The 18,747-nt window shown below is 60.3% G+C and carries 3 protein-coding genes; all 3 read right to left on the minus strand.

Annotated features, from left to right (window positions below):
- Positions 1 to 128 precede the first annotated feature (128 nt).
- On the minus strand, positions 129 to 2,093 hold the full coding sequence (locus tag CKW23_RS25760; RefSeq protein WP_095068666.1) for a MacB family efflux pump subunit: 1,965 nt from the start codon (positions 2,091 to 2,093) through the stop codon (positions 129 to 131).
- Entirely contained in the window at positions 2,090 to 3,265 is a 1,176-nt protein-coding gene (gene macA / locus CKW23_RS25765; RefSeq protein ID WP_095068667.1) for a macrolide transporter subunit MacA, read from the minus strand. The genes CKW23_RS25760 and macA overlap by 4 nt, the downstream gene beginning before the upstream one ends.
- A gap of 81 nt (positions 3,266 to 3,346) precedes the next feature.
- The coding region (locus CKW23_RS25770) for a non-ribosomal peptide synthetase (protein WP_143499016.1) at positions 3,347 to 18,747 on the minus strand (15,401 nt) is incomplete at its 5' end.

Genomic DNA, 18,747 nt, shown 5'->3' on the forward strand with positions numbered 1-18,747 from the left:
CCTTTCGCAAGGGTATCGGTTCTACATCCCTGGGATGTACTGACCGATACCCTTGCTTCTTTCCAGCAGCGCAACCCTCTTCTCATTCAGCCGCTTCAGCCCCGGGGAACCGGGGCTGGCTGCAGGGCTCAGTCCCGTGCAAGAGCCTCGATGGGATCAAGACGTGCCGCATTGCGTGCAGGTACAAAGCCGAACACGATGCCGATCAGGGTGGAGCAGACGAACGCCGTGATGATCGATCCCAGTGAAAACACCATCTGCCATTCCTTGACCAGCAGGGAAAACACATAACCGATGGCAAAGGACAGACCGATGCCGATCAGGCCACCCAGCAGGCAAACCATGACCGCCTCAACCAGAAACTGCTGGCGAATGTCAGAAGGTCTTGCGCCCACCGCCATCCTGATGCCGATCTCGCGGGTACGCTCGGTCACCGATACCAGCATGATATTCATGACGCCTATACCGCCTACCACCAGGGAAATCACTGCGATCAGCGACAACAGCAGCGCCAGGGACTGACTGGTCTTCTGCACGGTCTGCATGATGCTGTCCAGGTTGTAGGTGAAGAAATCCTTGGTGCCATGGCGTTTCTCGATAAGTTTGGTCAGGTTTTCTTCCACCAGCTTGCTCGGCTGACCGTCCTTGACCCGTACCGTGATGCTGTCCAGATAACGCTGGCCCAGCAAACGGCCGGACGCCGTTTCGTAAGGCATCCATACATTCAGGTTTTTGCTGGTGTTGAAGACGCTCTTCTTGTCTTCGGTTACACCAATGACGATACAAGGCAGGTTATCCACCAGAATCACCTGCCCCAGCGGATCGGTTTTCGGCCCGAACAGGCGTGTACGGGTGTTGTGATCGATCACCACCACCTGGGCCTGGCGAATGCTGTCTTCCTTGCTGAAGCCCACGCCCTCGCCCATCTTGATGCCTCGTACACGGAAATAGTTGTCGCCTACACCGTTGACTGTCGCGGTCACATCGAGATTCTGATAGCGCAGCAGCAGGTTGCGGCCGACATTGGGTGTGGCGCTGTCAATGTAGTACTGCTCTCCCAGCGCCGCGACGTCACCCAGGGAGAGCGTTTCGATCGCCGCCGAGCGGCTGTCTCCCCAGTCGGTCCCGGGAAATATCTCGATGGTCGTGCTGCCAATGGCAGCGATGTCGTTGAGTACATAGCGTTTGGCGCCCTCGCCGACCGCCACGATAGAAACTACGGACGTAATGCCGATGACAATCCCCAGCATGGTCAACAAGGTACGCATGCGGTGCGATATCAGCGCAACCCAGGCCATGGTGAATGCCTCGCGGAACAGCTCGAAGCTGGCCACCAGGCGATTGCCCTTCCGGTTTTTCGTCGGTAACCGGTCCTGCTCCTGGTCTTGCGGGGCCTGACGATCAGGATTGATACGATCACTGACAATCTTGCCGTCTGATATCTCGATGACTCGCTGCGCATGCGCTGCAACCTTCTCATCGTGAGTAACCAGAATGACCGTGCGCCCGGCCGCATTGAGCTCCAGCAGAATCTTCATCACCTCCTTGCCGCTTGCGGTGTCCAGCGCTCCGGTCGGCTCGTCGGCGAGAATGATCTCACCTCCGTTCATCAAGGCACGCGCAATACTGACCCGTTGCTGCTGACCGCCAGAGAGCTGATTGGGCCGATTGCTCAGATGCTCCCCCAGCCCCAGGCGTGACAGAAGCTCTTGCGCCCGGTCATTTCGGGCTGACTCGCCGACACCAGCGTAGATCGCAGGCATCTCGACGTTATTGACAGCACTCAAGTGCCCAAGCAGATGATAACGCTGAAAGATGAAACCGAAATGATCACGCCTGAGGGCTGCCAGTTCGTCATCCGTCAGCGCATGGGTTTCACGTCCGCTGACCTTGTAGCTCCCGGCATCGGCATGATCGAGGCAGCCAAGCACGTTCATCAGCGTCGACTTGCCCGACCCGGATGCGCCGATGATCGCAACCAGTTCCCCTTCGTTGATGGTCAGGTTGATGTTATCCAGGGCAATGAAATCCTTGGCGCCTGCGCTGAAGCGACGGGTAATGCCCTGCAGTTCCAGTAACGGTTGAGTCGTCATGCGCCAGCCCCCGACGTTGCGGTTGCAGTCGCCGTCGAGGTGGAAGGCTCACCGATGACCACTTGATCACCTTCCTGCAGTCCGTCATCGATCTGCACCCGGACATTGTTATTGATGCCGGTCTTGACCTTGCGAACCTGCGCCAGCCCCTGAGCATCCAGTACGCGAACCGCAAAACGGCCGTCAGCATCTTTGTCGCCCAAGGCCGCAACAGGCACTGTCAGCACACCGGAGGCCTTGGAAAGGACGATACGCACCTGCGCGGTCATCGAAATGCGCAGTTTGTGATCGGGATTGGGCACATCGAACAGCGCGTTATAGAAAACCGCTGTGTTCTGGCGACTGGAGTTGTTGGCCTGGGTTTCCAGGAAGTTCTGCGGTGCAGGCTCGATACCGCGCAATTTGCCGTAGTAGCGCTTGTCGGACTCGCCCAGGATCGTGAAATAGACTTCCTGGCCTTGTTTGATGTGAATCACATCCGCTTCGGAAACCTGAGCCTTGACGGTCATGGTGTCCAGATCGGCCAGCTTGAGCAGCACCGGCGCCAGTTGTTGGGCGATGACGGTCTGGCCTTCCTGGGTCACGATGCCCACGACGGCGCCATCGATAGGCGCGACAATGCGCGTATACCCCAGGTTGACCCGGGCGGTTTCCACCTGGATGCGTGCATCCTTGAGCTGAGCATTCAAGGAGCGCAGGTTGGCATCCTGAACATGAAAATCCGCCTTGGCCGTCTCGAAATCCTGCTTCGAGATTGCGTTGGCCGGCAGCAGGTTCAGATAACGCTCGTAGGTAGCCTTGGCTTGGCCAAGTTGCGCTGCCGTAGCTTCCTTCTTGGCGATCAGGTCCTCTTCATTGACCTGAGCCTGGCGCAGGGAGTTCTGCAGCACGACAGGGTCGATCTCGGCCAGCCACTGCCCTTTCTTGACCTCATCTCCCAGTTGGACCTTGAGAGACTTCAACTGGCCGGACACCTGGGCACCGACATCGACCTGCCTGACGCCTTGCAGAACGCCGGTAGCCAGCACCGAATTCTCGATGTCGCTGCGCTCGGCCTTGGCTGTCAGGTATTGGGGCGGCGCTTCCTCGGAGCGAGTCGCGGCATACAGAACCCCGGCAGCAGCCACCAGACCGAGAATGATAACGGTTTTGCGAAATTTGAACTTTGGCATATAGGACCACGAATACGTTACGGACAGGCCCGGCTGGCTGGCAGCCGGGGTGAAGGTTGTCGATGCTTGCCGTCGAGGCCGTTATTTAAGGGTCATTTTCGGGCTGACTTCCTTGCCTGATGCAGCGAGTCCCTCGCGCCACCATTGCGCGAGGCGTTGCACATGACCGTCCTTGAGAATCGTGAAATGGTTTCCGGGGCCGTACCAGACGCTCAGGTCCGGCACATGGGACTTCCAGCCTTCGAGCATCGATTGCTGCTCACGCTGGTTGTTCGCGGCATCCAGTGTCGGGTCTTCGGCCAGTACCAGCCGGACAGGACCGTCATAGCGGTGAATCGGCTTGTAGCGTGTACGCAAGGCGGCCCCGAAGGCACGGGCCGGCCCATTCATTGCCGTGACCGGAGAGCGGGCCGGCAGAATGCCTGCGCGCACCATGCCCGCATGCAGCATTCGCATCTGCCCGGCATCGTTCTGGGCAGCAAAAGCCGCAGCATCAATGTTCAATGATTTGCCAGACGACAACTGAATCGCCTCGATCAGACGCTTCAGGACGCCGCTGCTCGTATAAGGCTTGCCCACCACACCGTTCCCGCCGGGCGATTCGCTGTCGATCAGGGTCAGAGACGCAACCTCGCGTCCCAGGGCCTGGAGGCGAGCCGCCATTTCATAAACCACCCAGCCACCGAACGAATGCCCCAAAAGATGCACGGGACCGTGGGGATGAACGGAATCGATGGCCTTCAAGTACGCCTCGGCCGCGACTTCCACCAGACCGAAAGGCACTGTCGCGCCATCCAGCCCTCTGGGTTGCAGACCGTGTACCGGCCAGTGCGGACCGAAAGCATCGGCCAGGGCGATAAAGCCGGTGACACTGTCGCCGGCCCCCGGCACACAGAACACCGGCACATGGTCGGCACGCCCGGACTGAATCGTCAGCAATGGGTGGAACGTACCGCCGTTCGGACCCGCAGGCCCGCCATCCTCCAATGCCGCACTGATGGCCTCGCCCAGCACCTGGATGTGCGGCACTTCCATCATGGTCTGGTGGTCACCCGGTACCGAGATGCAACGCAACTGGGCAACAGGCATAACCGCTTCCCAGCCCAGGCGCCCGTCATGCAGCGGCGCATCCGTGGCTCGTTCAGCGGCCACGAACAGATGCACCGGTACAGGAATCGGGTACACGCTGTAGTTCGCAAGTGCATGGCCATGAGCGACTTCGCGATCCAGGTAAGACCAGAGCTCGTCACGTCCCAACACTGCAATTTCCGCAGGCAACAGATTCTGTGCACGGCAGGCGGCCAGCAACGTATCGAAATCTGCCTGACGGGCCATCGATTGCAGTGCCGCCAGAGCATCAGCGATACGGGCACGCTCTTCATTGCTCAGCCCGGCGGCATTGCCCAGTACCTCGCAGCGGTCCAGCAAGTGCAAGGCATGCCCGTGTTCGCCGGCCCAGCGCTGCTGCCCCTGATCCACTAGGCGTGGGTAATAGCTGTCGATCAGGCCAAGGAACTCGACCGTTTCTTCGAGTGCAATCAGCTGGTTGGCGATTTCATAGGCCAGAACACCACCAAACGACCAGCCCGCCAGACGATAAGGACCTTGTGGCTGAACCTCACGCATCAGCCCGACCAGTCGGGTTGCCATGCATTCCAGCGTCTGCAATTGCGGCTCACCCCAGGCCAGAGCGGGCAATCCATAGACTGGCGTATCGAGATCGATGTGTTTACCCAGCGCCGGGAAGTAAAGGTCCAGACCGCTGAACTCATGAACCAGGAACAATGGCGTACGGGTGCCGCTACGGCGCACGGGAACTGCGCCTCCCTCTCCCGACTGGCCAGCCCCGCGCTGCTGGATAAGCCCGGCCATGGCCGCGACACTGTCGTGCTCGAAGACCTCCGACAAAGTGATGCGCGCATCGATCTGAGTCAGAACCCCGACCAGACGCACCGCCAGCAACGAGTGGCCACCCAGTTCAAAGAACCGCTCATGACGTCCCACCCGCTCCAGTTGCAGCACCTGTGCCCAGGCCTCGGCCAGTGTGGTTTCAAGCCCCTCATGAGGCGCTTCATAACCCCGGTTGACCAGCGCCAGTTCATCAGGATCCGGCAGTGCTTTAACATCCACCTTGCCGTTTGCAGTCAATGGCATTTTTTCCACCCTTACATAGGCTGCCGGCACCATGTAGTCCGGTAGCTGGTTCTGCATGTGCGCTCGCAGCGCTTCGAGATCAACGTCGCCATCGGCAGTGAAATAGGCCACCAGGCATTTCCCTCCGGCAGTCGACTCACGCGCCAGTACAACGCCCTCTCTGATCGCAAGGTGAATATTCAGCCTGGCTTCGATCTCACCCAGCTCGATCCGGTAGCCACGCAGCTTGACCTGATTGTCGGTACGTCCCAGACAATCCAGGGTCCCGTCTGCCTGCCAGCGTCCGGTATCGCCCGTGCGGTACAACAAGGCACCTTCGCCCGGGCTGAACGGATCATCGAGGAACGCTTTTGCGCTGAGTTCCGGGCGGTTCAGGTAACCCAAAGCCACGCCGTCGCCAGCAATACAGATCTCACCCTCGACGCCCACGGGAACAGGCTTTTGTCGCGCATCCAGCACATACACCCGTGTGTTGGACAAGGGTTTGCCAATGGACAGGATGGCTGCATCCGGCGCGACCTCCCTGACCTCATGAGTGGTGGCGAAGGTCGTGCTCTCGGTCGGGCCATAGGCATGAAGCAACTGCAAGGCAGGAGCCTTTTCGCGCATCCGGGCGAACATCTGCGGGTCTGCCCGCTCGCCACCCGACATCAGGACACGCAACCCGGCAAGAGCATCACCGATCAGGCTCACGTAATGGTTGAAGACAGCCGTGGTCAGGAACAACACGCTGACTTCGGAGCCTGTCAGGACCTGCGCGAAGCGGTTCGGGTCCAGCAGGCATTCATGATCGATGATGACTATCCGCCCACCGTTGAGCAGCGCACCCCAGATTTCCAGAGTGCTGGCATCGAATGCCGGGTTCGATGCAAAAGCCAGACGATCCTGTGCAGTGAACTGCGCGAAGTCGTTGTTCAGGACCAGACGTGCAATGCCACGGTGCGGCACGACCACACCTTTGGGCATCCCCGTAGAGCCGGAGGTGTACAGTATGTAAGCCGCATCGTTGCCACCCGTCTCAACCTGTTCCTCAAGGACAGTACCCGATGGAACTGTCACATCCAGCCAGCGAATGCCCTCGGGAACCGACATGTTCCCGGCGCTCAGGGTCAGCACAGCGGCACTGTCATCCAGAACCATGCGCAAGCGCTCTTCGGGAGCCTGGCGGTCCAGCGGTACATAGACCGCACCGCACTTGAGAATCGCCAGCGCGCTGACCAGCCATTCCAGCGAACGGTTCAACAGGATGGCGACAGGGTCACCCGGCCTGACACCCTCGTGCCATAGCTGTCCGGCCAGACGCCGGGCCTGTTCGTCGAGGCTACTGTAGGAAGTCTGGACACCGTCATGCTCGACAGCGATGGCCAGCGGCTTCAGTCGTGCCTGCGCCTCGAAAAGACGATGCACTGGCTGGTCCGAAGGGTAATCCACCTGGGTATCGTTGAAGTCCAGCAATACCTGATGACGCTCGGCCAGCGGCAAGACCTGCAATTCATGAACCGGTTTGTCCGGCGTACGTTCCAGGGCTTCGATCAGGCTGTACAACGCCCGGTTCATGTAGCCGCAGAGACGTTCCGCTCCTGCCTGAGGTACGGCCTGGGCGGTCAGTACGAACGAGTCGACCATGTCATCCACGTTCAGCGCGACCGGATAATTGCTCCACTCCTCACCGCCCAGCCCCTGAATGCCATCCCATGCCGCTTGAGCCTTGGCATCGACCTGCACCCCGCTGTGACGGTAGTTGAGCAAGGCACTGAACAACGGCGCCGGTGCCTCGATGCCGCTGCAACGCTGGGCAAGCGCCAGCGAAGCATGCTCGTGAGCCAGCAGAGCCGCCAGCGAAGCATGAGTCGAACGTACCGCTTCACGCGCACTCCGGGCAGAGATATCAATGCGGATCGGCAAGGTATTGATGAACATGCCCAAGGCACGATCGGCACCCTCACCGCCCTGCATACGGCCCATCAACAAAGTGCCGAACACTACATCTTCACGACCGCTGACCAGACTCAGCACCTGAGCCCAGGCCAGGTGATGCAGGCTGGCCGGGCTCACGCCCAGTTGCCGGGCGCAGGCACGCAGCCTTTGCCCAAGCGTCTCGTCCAGCACCAATCGGAACTGCTCGATGCCACTGCCGTCCATCTGCACATCATGCAGGCCGAATGGCAGCGTCGAGGTGCTGACATCACCGAGCATTTGCGTGAAGAACGCGTCGTGTGTCTGCGCTTCTGTAGCCAATCGTGCCTGGGCCACGTAGTTGCGATAAGGCACGGCAGCGTCCAGTTGTGCTTCCTGCCCTGTCAGGAACGCCTGCATTTCAGCCTGCAAGACATCCAGCGCGGTATGGTCCAGAGCAATGTGATGGAACAGCAGGATGCCAACCCAGCGATCCCGCTCATCGTCATAGGCATAGGCCATATGCAGCAGCGGTGCCTGGCGTACATCCATGCGGTAATGACGCGGATCGAAATGCGCGCGCAACTGGTTTTCCAGCGCACCCTGTCGTGGGTCCAGCTTGACCACTTCAATAGGCAGCGGAGCCTGGCGCAGGACCACTTGAACGGGCTCGCTCAAGCCTTCCCAGAAAATCGCCGTACGCAGAATGTCATGGCGCCCGATCACACCACGCAAGGCGGTGATGAAATCATCCAGACGCTCCTGATTCTCGAACGTAAACAACGCCTGCTGCAGGTAAGAGTCACCGACTTCAGAAGCAAGGTGGTGATAGAGAATACCTTCCTGCAACGGAGCCAGCGGATAGATATCCTGAATGTTCACCACACCGCCAGGCACCGCAGTAACCAGACGGTCGATCTCGTCCTGAGTCAGATCGATCAGCGGCAGCATTTGGGGCGTGATCTGCTCACTGCCCGCCACAATCAGGTTTTCCGGCACCGTCACTTCATGGTCGCTGCCCACGGCCTGTGCCAGTGCAGCCAGGGTCGGCTGGCCGAACAATACCCGCACATCGGCACTCAATCCGGCCTGGCGCATGCGTTCGATCAGCGTGACCGCCAGCAGCGAGTGCCCGCCCAGTTCAAAGAAGTGGTCGAAGCGACCTACTTGATCGACATGCAGCAGTTCAGACCATATCTCGGCCAGCAAGATTTCGGTCGCGCCCTGCGGTGCCTCATAAATGCGGCTGGCAACGCTGTCACGGTCCGGCGCAGGCAAGCGCTTGCGATCCAGCTTGCCGTTAGCGCTCAGTGGCAGGCTGTCGAGCCTTACATACGCCGCGGGGACCATGTACTCCGGCAACAGGCCCAGCAGATAGCCGCGCAGGCTTTCGACCTCCAGATCACGGCTCGCGGTGTAATAGGCCGCCAGTCGCTTGTCACCCGGCTCGTCTTCACGGGCAATGACCACCGCTTCCAGAATGTCCGGATGAGTGCCCAGACGTGCAGCCACTTCACCCAGTTCGATACGGAAGCCGCGTATCTTCACCTGATCGTCATTGCGGCCCAGATAAATCAGCGTGCCGTCGGCCAGGAATCGGCCCAGGTCACCGGTGCGGTACATCCGCGCTGCAGGGTCACTGCTGAACGGGTCGCGCAGGAAACGCTCGGCGGTCAGATCCGGACGCCCCAGGTAACCGCGGGCAACCTGAACACCGGCAATGTAGATCTCACCCGCACTGCCCAGTGGCACCGGTTGGAAGATACTGTCCAGCAGATAGATGCCGGTATTGGCCACCGGTTTGCCAATCGGCGTGTTATCCGGCGTTTCAAGACCGCTGCAATCCCAGGCAGTAACGTCCACGGCCGCTTCGGTCGGACCGTAGAGGTTGTACAGAACGGCGCCGGTCGGTTGTGCCTTGAAGCGTCTGACCAGATGCCCCGGCAGCGCTTCACCACTGCACATCACACGAGTCAGGCTGTGGCAACGCTCCAGATTGCCGTGAGCCAGGAAGACTTCCAGCATAGAAGGCACGAAATGCAGTGTCGTCACACCCTGAGCCTGAATCGTGTCGCACAGACAGGCCGGCTCACGATGACCGCCCGGACGTGCCATCACCAGGCGGGCACCGTTGAACAGCGGCCAGAAGAACTCCCACACCGACACGTCGAAGCTGAACGGCGTTTTCTGCAACACGACATCGGTCGCATCCAGTCCGTACTCGTCCTGCATCCACAAGAGACGGTTCACGACACCGATGTGTTCGTTCATGACCCCTTTGGGCTGGCCGGTTGAGCCCGAGGTATAGATCACATACGCCAGGTTCGAGTCTGTCAGGTTGGCAACCGTCGGGTTATCGCCCGGCTGGCCATCCAGATCCTGACCATCGAGCATCAGCATCGGGCATTTGCAGCCCGGAAGGCTGTCACGCAACGACAACTGGCTGAGCACGACGACCGGCGCACTGTTCTCCAGCATGTAGGCGAGGCGATCCGCAGGATAATCCGGGTCCAGCGGCACGTAGCCGGCACCCGCCTTGAGAATCCCCAGCAGGCCCGCAACCATATGCAGACTGCGCTCCACGCAGATCGCGACCCGATCCTCCACACCGACGCCCATGCCGATCAGGCGATGAGCGATGTTGTTGGCCTGGGCGTTGAGCTGCGCATAGCTCCATGACGTGCCCTCGAACGTCAAGGCCATGGCATCCGGCGTTCTCGACACTTGCTCTTCAAACAGACCATGCAACGTCAGGCCTTGCGGATACTCCACGGCGGTCGCGTTGAAGGTTTCGAGCAACTGCCGACGCTCATCGTCCTTGACCAGCGGAATATGGGTCACGACGGCATGACTGTCAGCGACCATGCCACGCAGCACCGCTTCCAGGTAACCCAAGTGGCGCTCGATGGTGTCCCGGTCAAACAGCGCGGTTGCATATTCCAGCGAGCCATACAGGCGACCGCCGATTTCTGCCATGTCCAGCAGCACATCGAACTTGGCGCTGCGGCTGGTGGAATTCACGCCCTGCAGGTTCATGTCACCCAGGGTCAGGTCCTCGCCTGCGCCGTTCTGCCAGGACAACATGGCCTGGAAGATCGGGCTGTGGGAAAGACTGCGCACCGGATTGACAGCTTCCACCACTTGCTCGAACGGCAAGTCCTGATGAGCCTGCGCCTCAAGGGTGCGAGCCTTGACCTGTTGCAGCAACGCCTCGACCGACGGGTCTGCAGACAAGTCCACCCGCAGTGCCAGGGTGTTGACGAACAGACCGATCAGGCCTTCGACCTCCACCCGGGTACGGTTGGCCACCGGCGTACCGATCACCACATCATCCTGACTGGCCAGACGCCCCAGTACCGTGGCCCAGGCCGCCAGTACGGTCATGAACAAAGTGGTGCCCTGACGCTGACTCAGCGCCTTGAGCTGTTCAGTAAGCGCCTGATCCAGCGCCAGGCCGACGGCATTCCCCGAATAGTCCTGATGCGCAGGACGAGCACGGTCAGTAGGCAGGCTCAGCAGCGCCGGAGCATCATCCAGTGCCTGTTGCCAATAACCCGTCTGCTGTTGCAACACGTCGGCGGTCAACCAGCAGCGTTGCCACATTGCATAGTCAGCGTATTGCAGCGTCAGAGCCGGCAGCGGATTGGTTTCACCGTTGCGCAGCGCTTCATAAAGAATGCCCAGCTCACGGGTGAAAATATCCGAAGACCAGCCGTCTGCAATGATGTGATGGAAAGTCACCAGCAGGACATGGTCATCGCTGGCCATGCGCACCAGTTGGCCACGCACCAACGGCCCGTTACTCAGATCGAATGGTGCACGGGCCTCTTCAGCCACCAGCAACGCAAGACTATGCTCGGTAGCAGGTTGTCCCTCCAGTGTCTGCAGTCGCAACTCGAAACCGATATCGGACGGCGCAATACGCTGTTCGGCATCATGCCCCGGCAACTGGACAAAGGTGGTGCGCAACGACTCGTGACGCGCAACGATCATGTCCAGCGAACGTTGCAGCGCATTCGCATCCAGCTCGCCACGCAGGCGCAGGCCGGCCGGAATGTGATAAGCCGGGTTGTCGCCTTCAAGACGTGCCAGGAACCAGAGGCGCTGCTGAGCGAACGAAAGCGGCAAGGCCTGATCACGGGAAACCGCGATCACCGAAGGCTGCGAACTGCGGGCCGCCTGGGCCAGTCCCTTGGCCATGGCCTCCAGCACCGGATGGGCGAAGATATCCATCAGGCGCAGCTCGGCACCCAGTCGTTGCCTGACATGGGCAATCAGTCGCATGGCAAGCAGGGAATGCCCGCCCAATTCAAAGAAGTGGTCATTGCGCCCTACTCGCTCCACATCAAGCAATTGCTGCCAGACCTGGGCCAGTGCAGTTTCGGTCGCGCCTTGCGGCGGCTCGTGGATCCGGCTGACAAAGGCCTCGCCTTCCGGCGCTGGAAGCGCCTTGCGATCCAGCTTGCGGTTCGGTGTCAGCGGCATTGCTTCAAGCATCACGAAAGCGCTTGGCAGCATGTATTCGGCCAGTTGTGGTGCGAGAGTTTCACGCAGTACAGCCGCCGTCAGCGTTTGCCCTGCATGAGGCACCACATAGGCGACCAGACGTTTCTCGCCCGGTGCATCCTCGCGGGCGATGACCACGGCTTCCTTGACCCCGAAGCAGTCGCCAAGACGGGTTTCGATTTCACCCAGTTCGATACGGAAACCCCGAACCTTGACCTGGAAGTCATTACGGCCCAGGTATTCGAGGCTGCCGTCTGCCAGGTAACGCGCCAGATCGCCCGTCCTGTACATCCGGGCATCAGGCTCGTCGCTGAAAGGATCGGCCAGGAATCGCTCGGCGTTCACTCGCTCAAGGTTCAGGTAACCGCGGGCAACACCGTCACCACCAATGTACATTTCACCCGCCACACCCTCTGGAACCGGTTGTTGCCGTGCATCGAGCAGGTAAATGCGGGTGTTGGCCATCGGTTTGCCGATCGTGACGTTGTGGCTGGCAGCCGTGTTGTCTACATAGGCAGTCGTGCAGGAAACGGTCGCCTCGGTCGGACCATAGGTATTGATCAACTGGGTATGGGCTGGACGCAATGCCTGCCACCATTGCAGTTTCTGTGCTGACAAGGCATCGCCGGTGACGTTGATCAACCGCACGTTCGCCAGCGCCCTGGCTGCAAGATGCGGCTGATGGTGCCAGTCGCCCACCAGGGTATGCCAGTGCGCGGCCGTCATGTGCAGCATGCTCGGGGCAGCATCTTGCAGACCTTCACTGCCAAAGATGTCACGGGTCGGGACCAGGGTCGCGCCAGCCAGCAACGCCGGGAAAACCTCCTCCACCGACAGGTCGAAGTTGAGGGAGTTCTGCTGCAGCACCGAATCTTCAGGCGTCAGCTCGAACAGGCGCGCAGCGTCAAGGCTGTAGTTGACCAGCCCGCGATGCTCGATCATTACCCCTTTTGGGTTGCCGGTTGAGCCAGAGGTATAGATCACATAGGCCAGATGTCGGGCGTTCAGGCCTTCGACCTCAGGGTTGTGCTCCGCGCCCGTCAATGGTTTGTCCAGAGCCACGATCGGGATGCTCAGTTGCGGTAGTGAACGGTCCAGCCCACGATGGCTCAAGACTGCCTTGGGCTGACTGTCCTGCAACATGAATTGCAGGCGATCCGCGGGATAGGCCGGATCAAGTGGCACATAGGCACCACCGGCCTTGAGTACGCCAAGCAGGCCGACCAGCATATCGATACCGCGCTCCACGCAGATCGCCACCCGATCGTCCGGGCCAATGCCTATCCCGGTCAATGTGTGAGCCAGGCGGTTGGCCCGCTGGTTCAATTGCGCATAACTCAGGCGCTCGCCTTCACATACCACGGCAATGGCATCCGGCTGGGCAGCCGCACGTTCCTCGAACATCCGGTGAGCGGTGCTGGTCTGCGGGTAGGTTGTGCGTGTGCGATTCAAGTCATTCAGCAGGCGCTGACGCTCTTCAGCATCCAGCAATTCAATGCGGGTGATTGCCGTCTCGTCACCTGCCAGCAGACCGCGCAGGACATTTTCGAAATAGCGGATATAACGGCGTACGGTGGTTTCACCAAACAGTGCCGTGGCGTATTCGAGGCTGCCGACCAGTTGGCCCTGCAACTCGCTCAGGTCCAGGGAAAGGTCGAACTTGGACACCGTGTTGGCAATACCAATGCCTTCCAGAGCCAGGCCATCCAGTTCCAGCGCTGTCCCACCAGTATCCTGCCAGCTCAACATGGCCTGGAATACCGGGCTGTGCGCCAGACTGCGCACCGGTTTGACAACCTCCACCACTTGCTCGAACGGCAGATCCTGATGGGCCTGGGCACTCAAGACCCGGTCCTTGACCCTCGCCAGCAGCGTGCTGACATCCGGGTCATCCTCGATATCGATACGCACGGCCAGTGTGTTGACGAAGAAGCCGATCAAGGGCTCGACTTCAGCACGCATGCGGTTGGCCATGGGCGAACCGATCACCACGTCGCCTTGACCGGACAGCCGGCTCAGCAGCACGACCCAGGCAGCCATTACGGTCATATACAGAGTCGTTCCGTGGCGCTGACTCAAGGCTTTCAGGTCCTGGGTCAAGGCTGCATCGAGCACGATGCCCAGGGTCGCACCGGCATAATCCTGTTGCGCCGGGCGAGGTTTATCGGTGGGTAACGCCAGCAGTGCTGGAGCATCGGCCAGGGTCTGCTGCCAGTAACGGCTTTGTGCTTCCAGCACTTCGCCACTGAGCCAGCGGCGCTGCCACACCGCGTAGTCGGCGTACTGCACGCTCAGCGGTGGCAACGGATCTTCCATTCCCTGCCTGAAGGCTTCATACAGTTCGGTCAGCTCACGGGTCAGTACGCCCATGGACCAACCGTCGGAGACGATGTGGTGCACCGTCACCAGCAAGGCATGATCTTCGGCACCCAGACGCACCAGTCGTCCACGGATCAAGGGACCGGTGGCAAGATCGAATGGTGCCAGGGCTTCCTCCTGAGCCATGGCGAGCAGTTGTTGCTCACGGTCGTTGCTGGCCTGCAGGTTGACACGGGTCAACGTGAATCCGCTTTCAAGGGATTCAATCAGTTGCACAGGCTCCTGATCTTCACGAACGGCGAAGCGAGTGCGCAAGGCTTCATGGCGGGCAATAATCCGCTCCAGCGCCTGTTGCAGCGCGTTTTCATCGAGAGCACCGCGCAAGCGCAGGCCGGCTGGCATGTTGTACGCCGTGCTGCCGCCCTCCATTTGCGCCAGGAACCACAGGCGCTGCTGGGCAAACGACAGAGGAATATCCTCATCACGAGGCACCCTGACAATATCCGGCAGCGCACTGCGACCCGCCTGGGCCAGCAATCCGGCCAGGGCCGACAGTTCTGAGTGAGTAAACAGTTCGGCCAGGCTCAGCTCAACGCCCAGCCGCAGTCTCACCTGGGAAATCAGGCGAATGGCGAGCAATGAATGCCCACCCAGGTCAAAGAACCGGTCGAAGCGTCCAACCTTCTCGACACCCAGCAATTCCTGCCAGAGGTGCGCCAGCGCCACTTCGATTTCGCCTTGAGGCGCTTCGTAACCCTGACTGACCAGCGCCTGCAGATCCGGTGCGGGCAGCGCCTTGCGATCCAGCTTGCCATTGGGCGTCAGTGGCAAGGCGTCCAGCGCAACGTAGGCCGCCGGCACCATGTATTCAGGCAGCAAGGCTTGCAGGTATTCACGCAACGCCTCGATATCCACACCGTCGACACGGGCCGTGAAGTAAGCGACCAGACGTTTGTCGCCCGGCACATCTTCACGTGCCATGACCACGGCTTCCTTCACGCTTTCATGACGCGCCAGTTTGGCTTCGATCTCGCCCAGCTCGATGCGGAAGCCGCGGATCTTCACCTGATCGTCGTTACGGCCCAGGTATTCAATATTGCCGTCAGCCAACCAGCGACCCAGGTCGCCAGTGCGGTACATGCGCGCTCCGGCGTTGAATGGGTCGTCCAGGAAACGTTCGGCGGTCAGGTCGTCACGATTCAGGTAACCACGGGCCACGCCGGCACCACTGATATAGATCTCGCCCGGAACACCCAGCGGTACGGGCTGGCGGTGTTCGTCCAGCAGGTAGAACTGGGTATTGGCCACCGGTTTACCGATATGCGCGGCAAAACCGTCTTCACGATCCATGGCCACCCAGCTCGAGTAGGTGGTGGTTTCCGATGGGCCATACAAGTTGCACAGGCGTTTGACACCGGTTTCAGCGAACAACCTTTCAACCAGCGCACCCTTGAGTGCTTCACCCGCCACGTTGACGGTATGCACGCCCTGCCCCAGATCGCCCGATTCCAGCAGCGCTTTCAGCGCCGAAGGTACGGTGTTGATCAGGGTGACGTCATGCTCGCCGTCCTGCAGAGCTAGAACGTTCTTGACCACTTCAATGCTGCCGCCGGAAATCAGAGGCGCAAAGCACTCATAGACCGCCAGGTCGAAGTTCAGCGAGGTCGAAAACAGGGTTTTGGCCAGCACTTCAGGCGCAAACGCCTGCTGTGCCCAAGTCAGGAAATTGACTGTGTTGCGGTGCTCGATCATTACGCCTTTAGGCAAGCCGGTCGAACCCGAGGTGTAGATCACATAAGCCAGGTGGCTGGAGTTGAGGCCAGGCACCTGCGGATTGGCGGCCGGTTCATTGAGCCAGTTGCCCCGATCCAGATCGATGATCGGTGCCGACGAAGTGGCCAGTAGCTCATGATTTGCGGTATGGGCCAGGATGGCTGCCGGAGCACTGTTCTTCAACATGTAGGCAATGCGGTCTACCGGATAGGCCGGGTCAAGTGGCACATAGGCGCCACCCGCCTTGAGGATCGCCAGCAGGCCGACCACCATATCGGTGCCGCGTTCGACACAGATGCCCACCCGGGAATCCGGCTGCACACCCTGATTGCGCAGATGGTGAGCCAGACGGTTGGCGCGTTCGTTGAGCGTGCGATAGCTCAGGCGCTCACTGCCATGGACCAACGCCACCGCATCCGGCGTGCGCTCGACCTGGGCCTCGAACAGACCGTGAATGGTCTGGGTTTGCGGATACGGCGCATGGGTGTCATTGAATGCCACCAGCACCTGGCAGCGCTCGGCCTCGGACAATACCGACAGACGATTGAGATGGGTATTCGGCGCTTCTTCCAGGGCCGTTACCAGGCTCACCAGCGCAGCCTGCATGAGATCACAGGTCCTATGCGCACCTATCTCGGCAACCGCCTGGGCATTGAGCATGAATCTGTCGCCCAGGTCATCCACGTTGAGGGTCAGCGGATAGTTGGTGCGTTCCTCCATGGACAGCGTCTGGATACCGGCCCACGCTGCCACGGCTTCGGATACCGGCGCTTCACCCGCGCTGTGGCGGTAGTTGAGCAGCGTGCTGAACAGCGGCAACGCCGAAGGTACACCGCTGCAGCGCTGAGCCAGCGACAAGGAAGCATGCTCATGGCCGAGCAAGGCAGAGAGGCGTTGATGAGTGGCACGAACGCCCGCCTCGACGCCCTGAGTGCCGACATCGATGCGCAGCGGCAAGGTATTGATGAACATGCCCAACGCCCGGTCCGCACCGGCAGTGCCGCTCATGCGGCCCATCAATACCGTACCGAACACCACCTCTTCACGCCCGGCAAGCCGTCCTACCACCTGTGCCCAGGCCAGATGCACCAGACTCGCGGCACTGGCACCCAGACGGCGGGCCTGAGTGTGCAGACGCTGACTCAAGGCATCGTCCAGAACCTGATGCGCTTCTTCGATACCGTGGCCATCACCCTGAATATCCTGCAGACCCAATGGCAATGTCGGCTCATCGATATCCGCCAGCATGTCGCGGAAGAAGGCTTCATGGTCTTCACGGCTGACGCCCAGCCGGGCATTGGCCACATGGTTGCGATACGGCACGGCGGTAGGCAGAAGCTCGGTCTGCCCCATGAGGCTGGCCTGCATTTCCTGAACCACGACTTCCAGTGCGGTATGGTCGAGGGCCATGTGATGGAACAGCAACATGCCAACCCAGCGGTTATTGGCCGGATCCGCAGCAAAAGCCAGGCGCATCAGAGGTGCGCGGGAAACGTCGAGACGATAGTGCCGTGGATCGAAGCGCTGTTGCAGTTGCTGCAACACATCCGCTTCGCCCTGCTCCAGCACGACCTCTTCGACGTCCAGGGTTGCCTTGCGCCAGACCACTTGAACCGGCTCGCTCAGGCTTTCCCAGACCACCGCGGTACGCAAGATATCGTTACGATCCACGACGCTCTGCAAGGCATGGGCAAAGATTTCCAGGCGTTGACGGTCCTCGAAACTGAACTGCACCTGCAGCACATAGGGGTCGCCCTGGCTGGCAGCCAGGTGGTGATAAAGAATCCCTTCCTGCAACGGTGCCAGTGCATAGATGTCCTGCACATTGGCAACACCGCCCGGCACACTGGCCACGACACGATCGATAGCCTCCTGATCCAGATCCGCCAGCGGCAGCATGTCCGGGGTGATGCGCTCGCAGCCTTCAGGAATCAGATTGGCCGGAACCACGATCTGTGCCTGCCCGCCCACCGCAGCAGCCAGGGCTGCCAGAGTCGGCTGACCAAACAGCACACGCACATCGGCGCTGAGGTCCTGTTGACGCATCCGTTCGATCAGCTTCACTGCCAACAACGAGTGACCGCCCAGCTCGAAGAAGTGGTCATGACGACCCACTTGCTCAACACCCAGCAATTCCTGCCAGAGTTCGGCAATCGCCGCTTCGACTTTGCCTTGCGGCGCTTCATAGGCCCGGCTGGCCAATGCCGATTGATCCGGCACAGGCAGCGCCTTGCGGTCCAGCTTGCCGTTAGTAGTCAGCGGTAGCGATTCCAGCATCACAAAGGCACTTGGCAGCATGTGCTCGGCCAAGGCTTGCAACAGTTGGTCGCGCAGGTCAGCGGCAGATGGCGTCACGTTTTCTTCTGGAATGACATAAGCCACCAGACGCTTGTCGCCCGGAACGTCTTCGCGAGCGATAACCACCGCTTCGCGTACGCCATTGCAGGCTGCAAGCTGGGCTTCAACTTCACCCAGCTCGATACGGAAACCGCGGATCTTCACCTGATCGTCGTTACGGCCCAGGTAATCGAGGCTGCCTTCGGCGGTCCAGCGAGCCAGGTCGCCGGTGCGGTACAGACGAGCTCCCGGACGTTGGCTGAACGGATCGGCAATGAAACGCTCTTCATTCAATTCAGGGCGGTTCAGGTAACCCCGTGCCACGCCTGCACCGCCGACATACAACTCACCGACCACACCGACCGGCACGGGCTCACGGTTGGCATCCAGCACATAGGTCTGCAAATCAGGAATTCGCACGCCAATCGGGCTGACACCCGCGTGCAAGGCATCCGCCGCTTCCAGCGCACGATAAGTCACGTGTACCGTGGTTTCGG

This window comes from Pseudomonas sp. Irchel 3A18, assembly GCF_900187465.1.
Lineage (GTDB): Bacteria > Pseudomonadota > Gammaproteobacteria > Pseudomonadales > Pseudomonadaceae > Aquipseudomonas > Aquipseudomonas cichorii.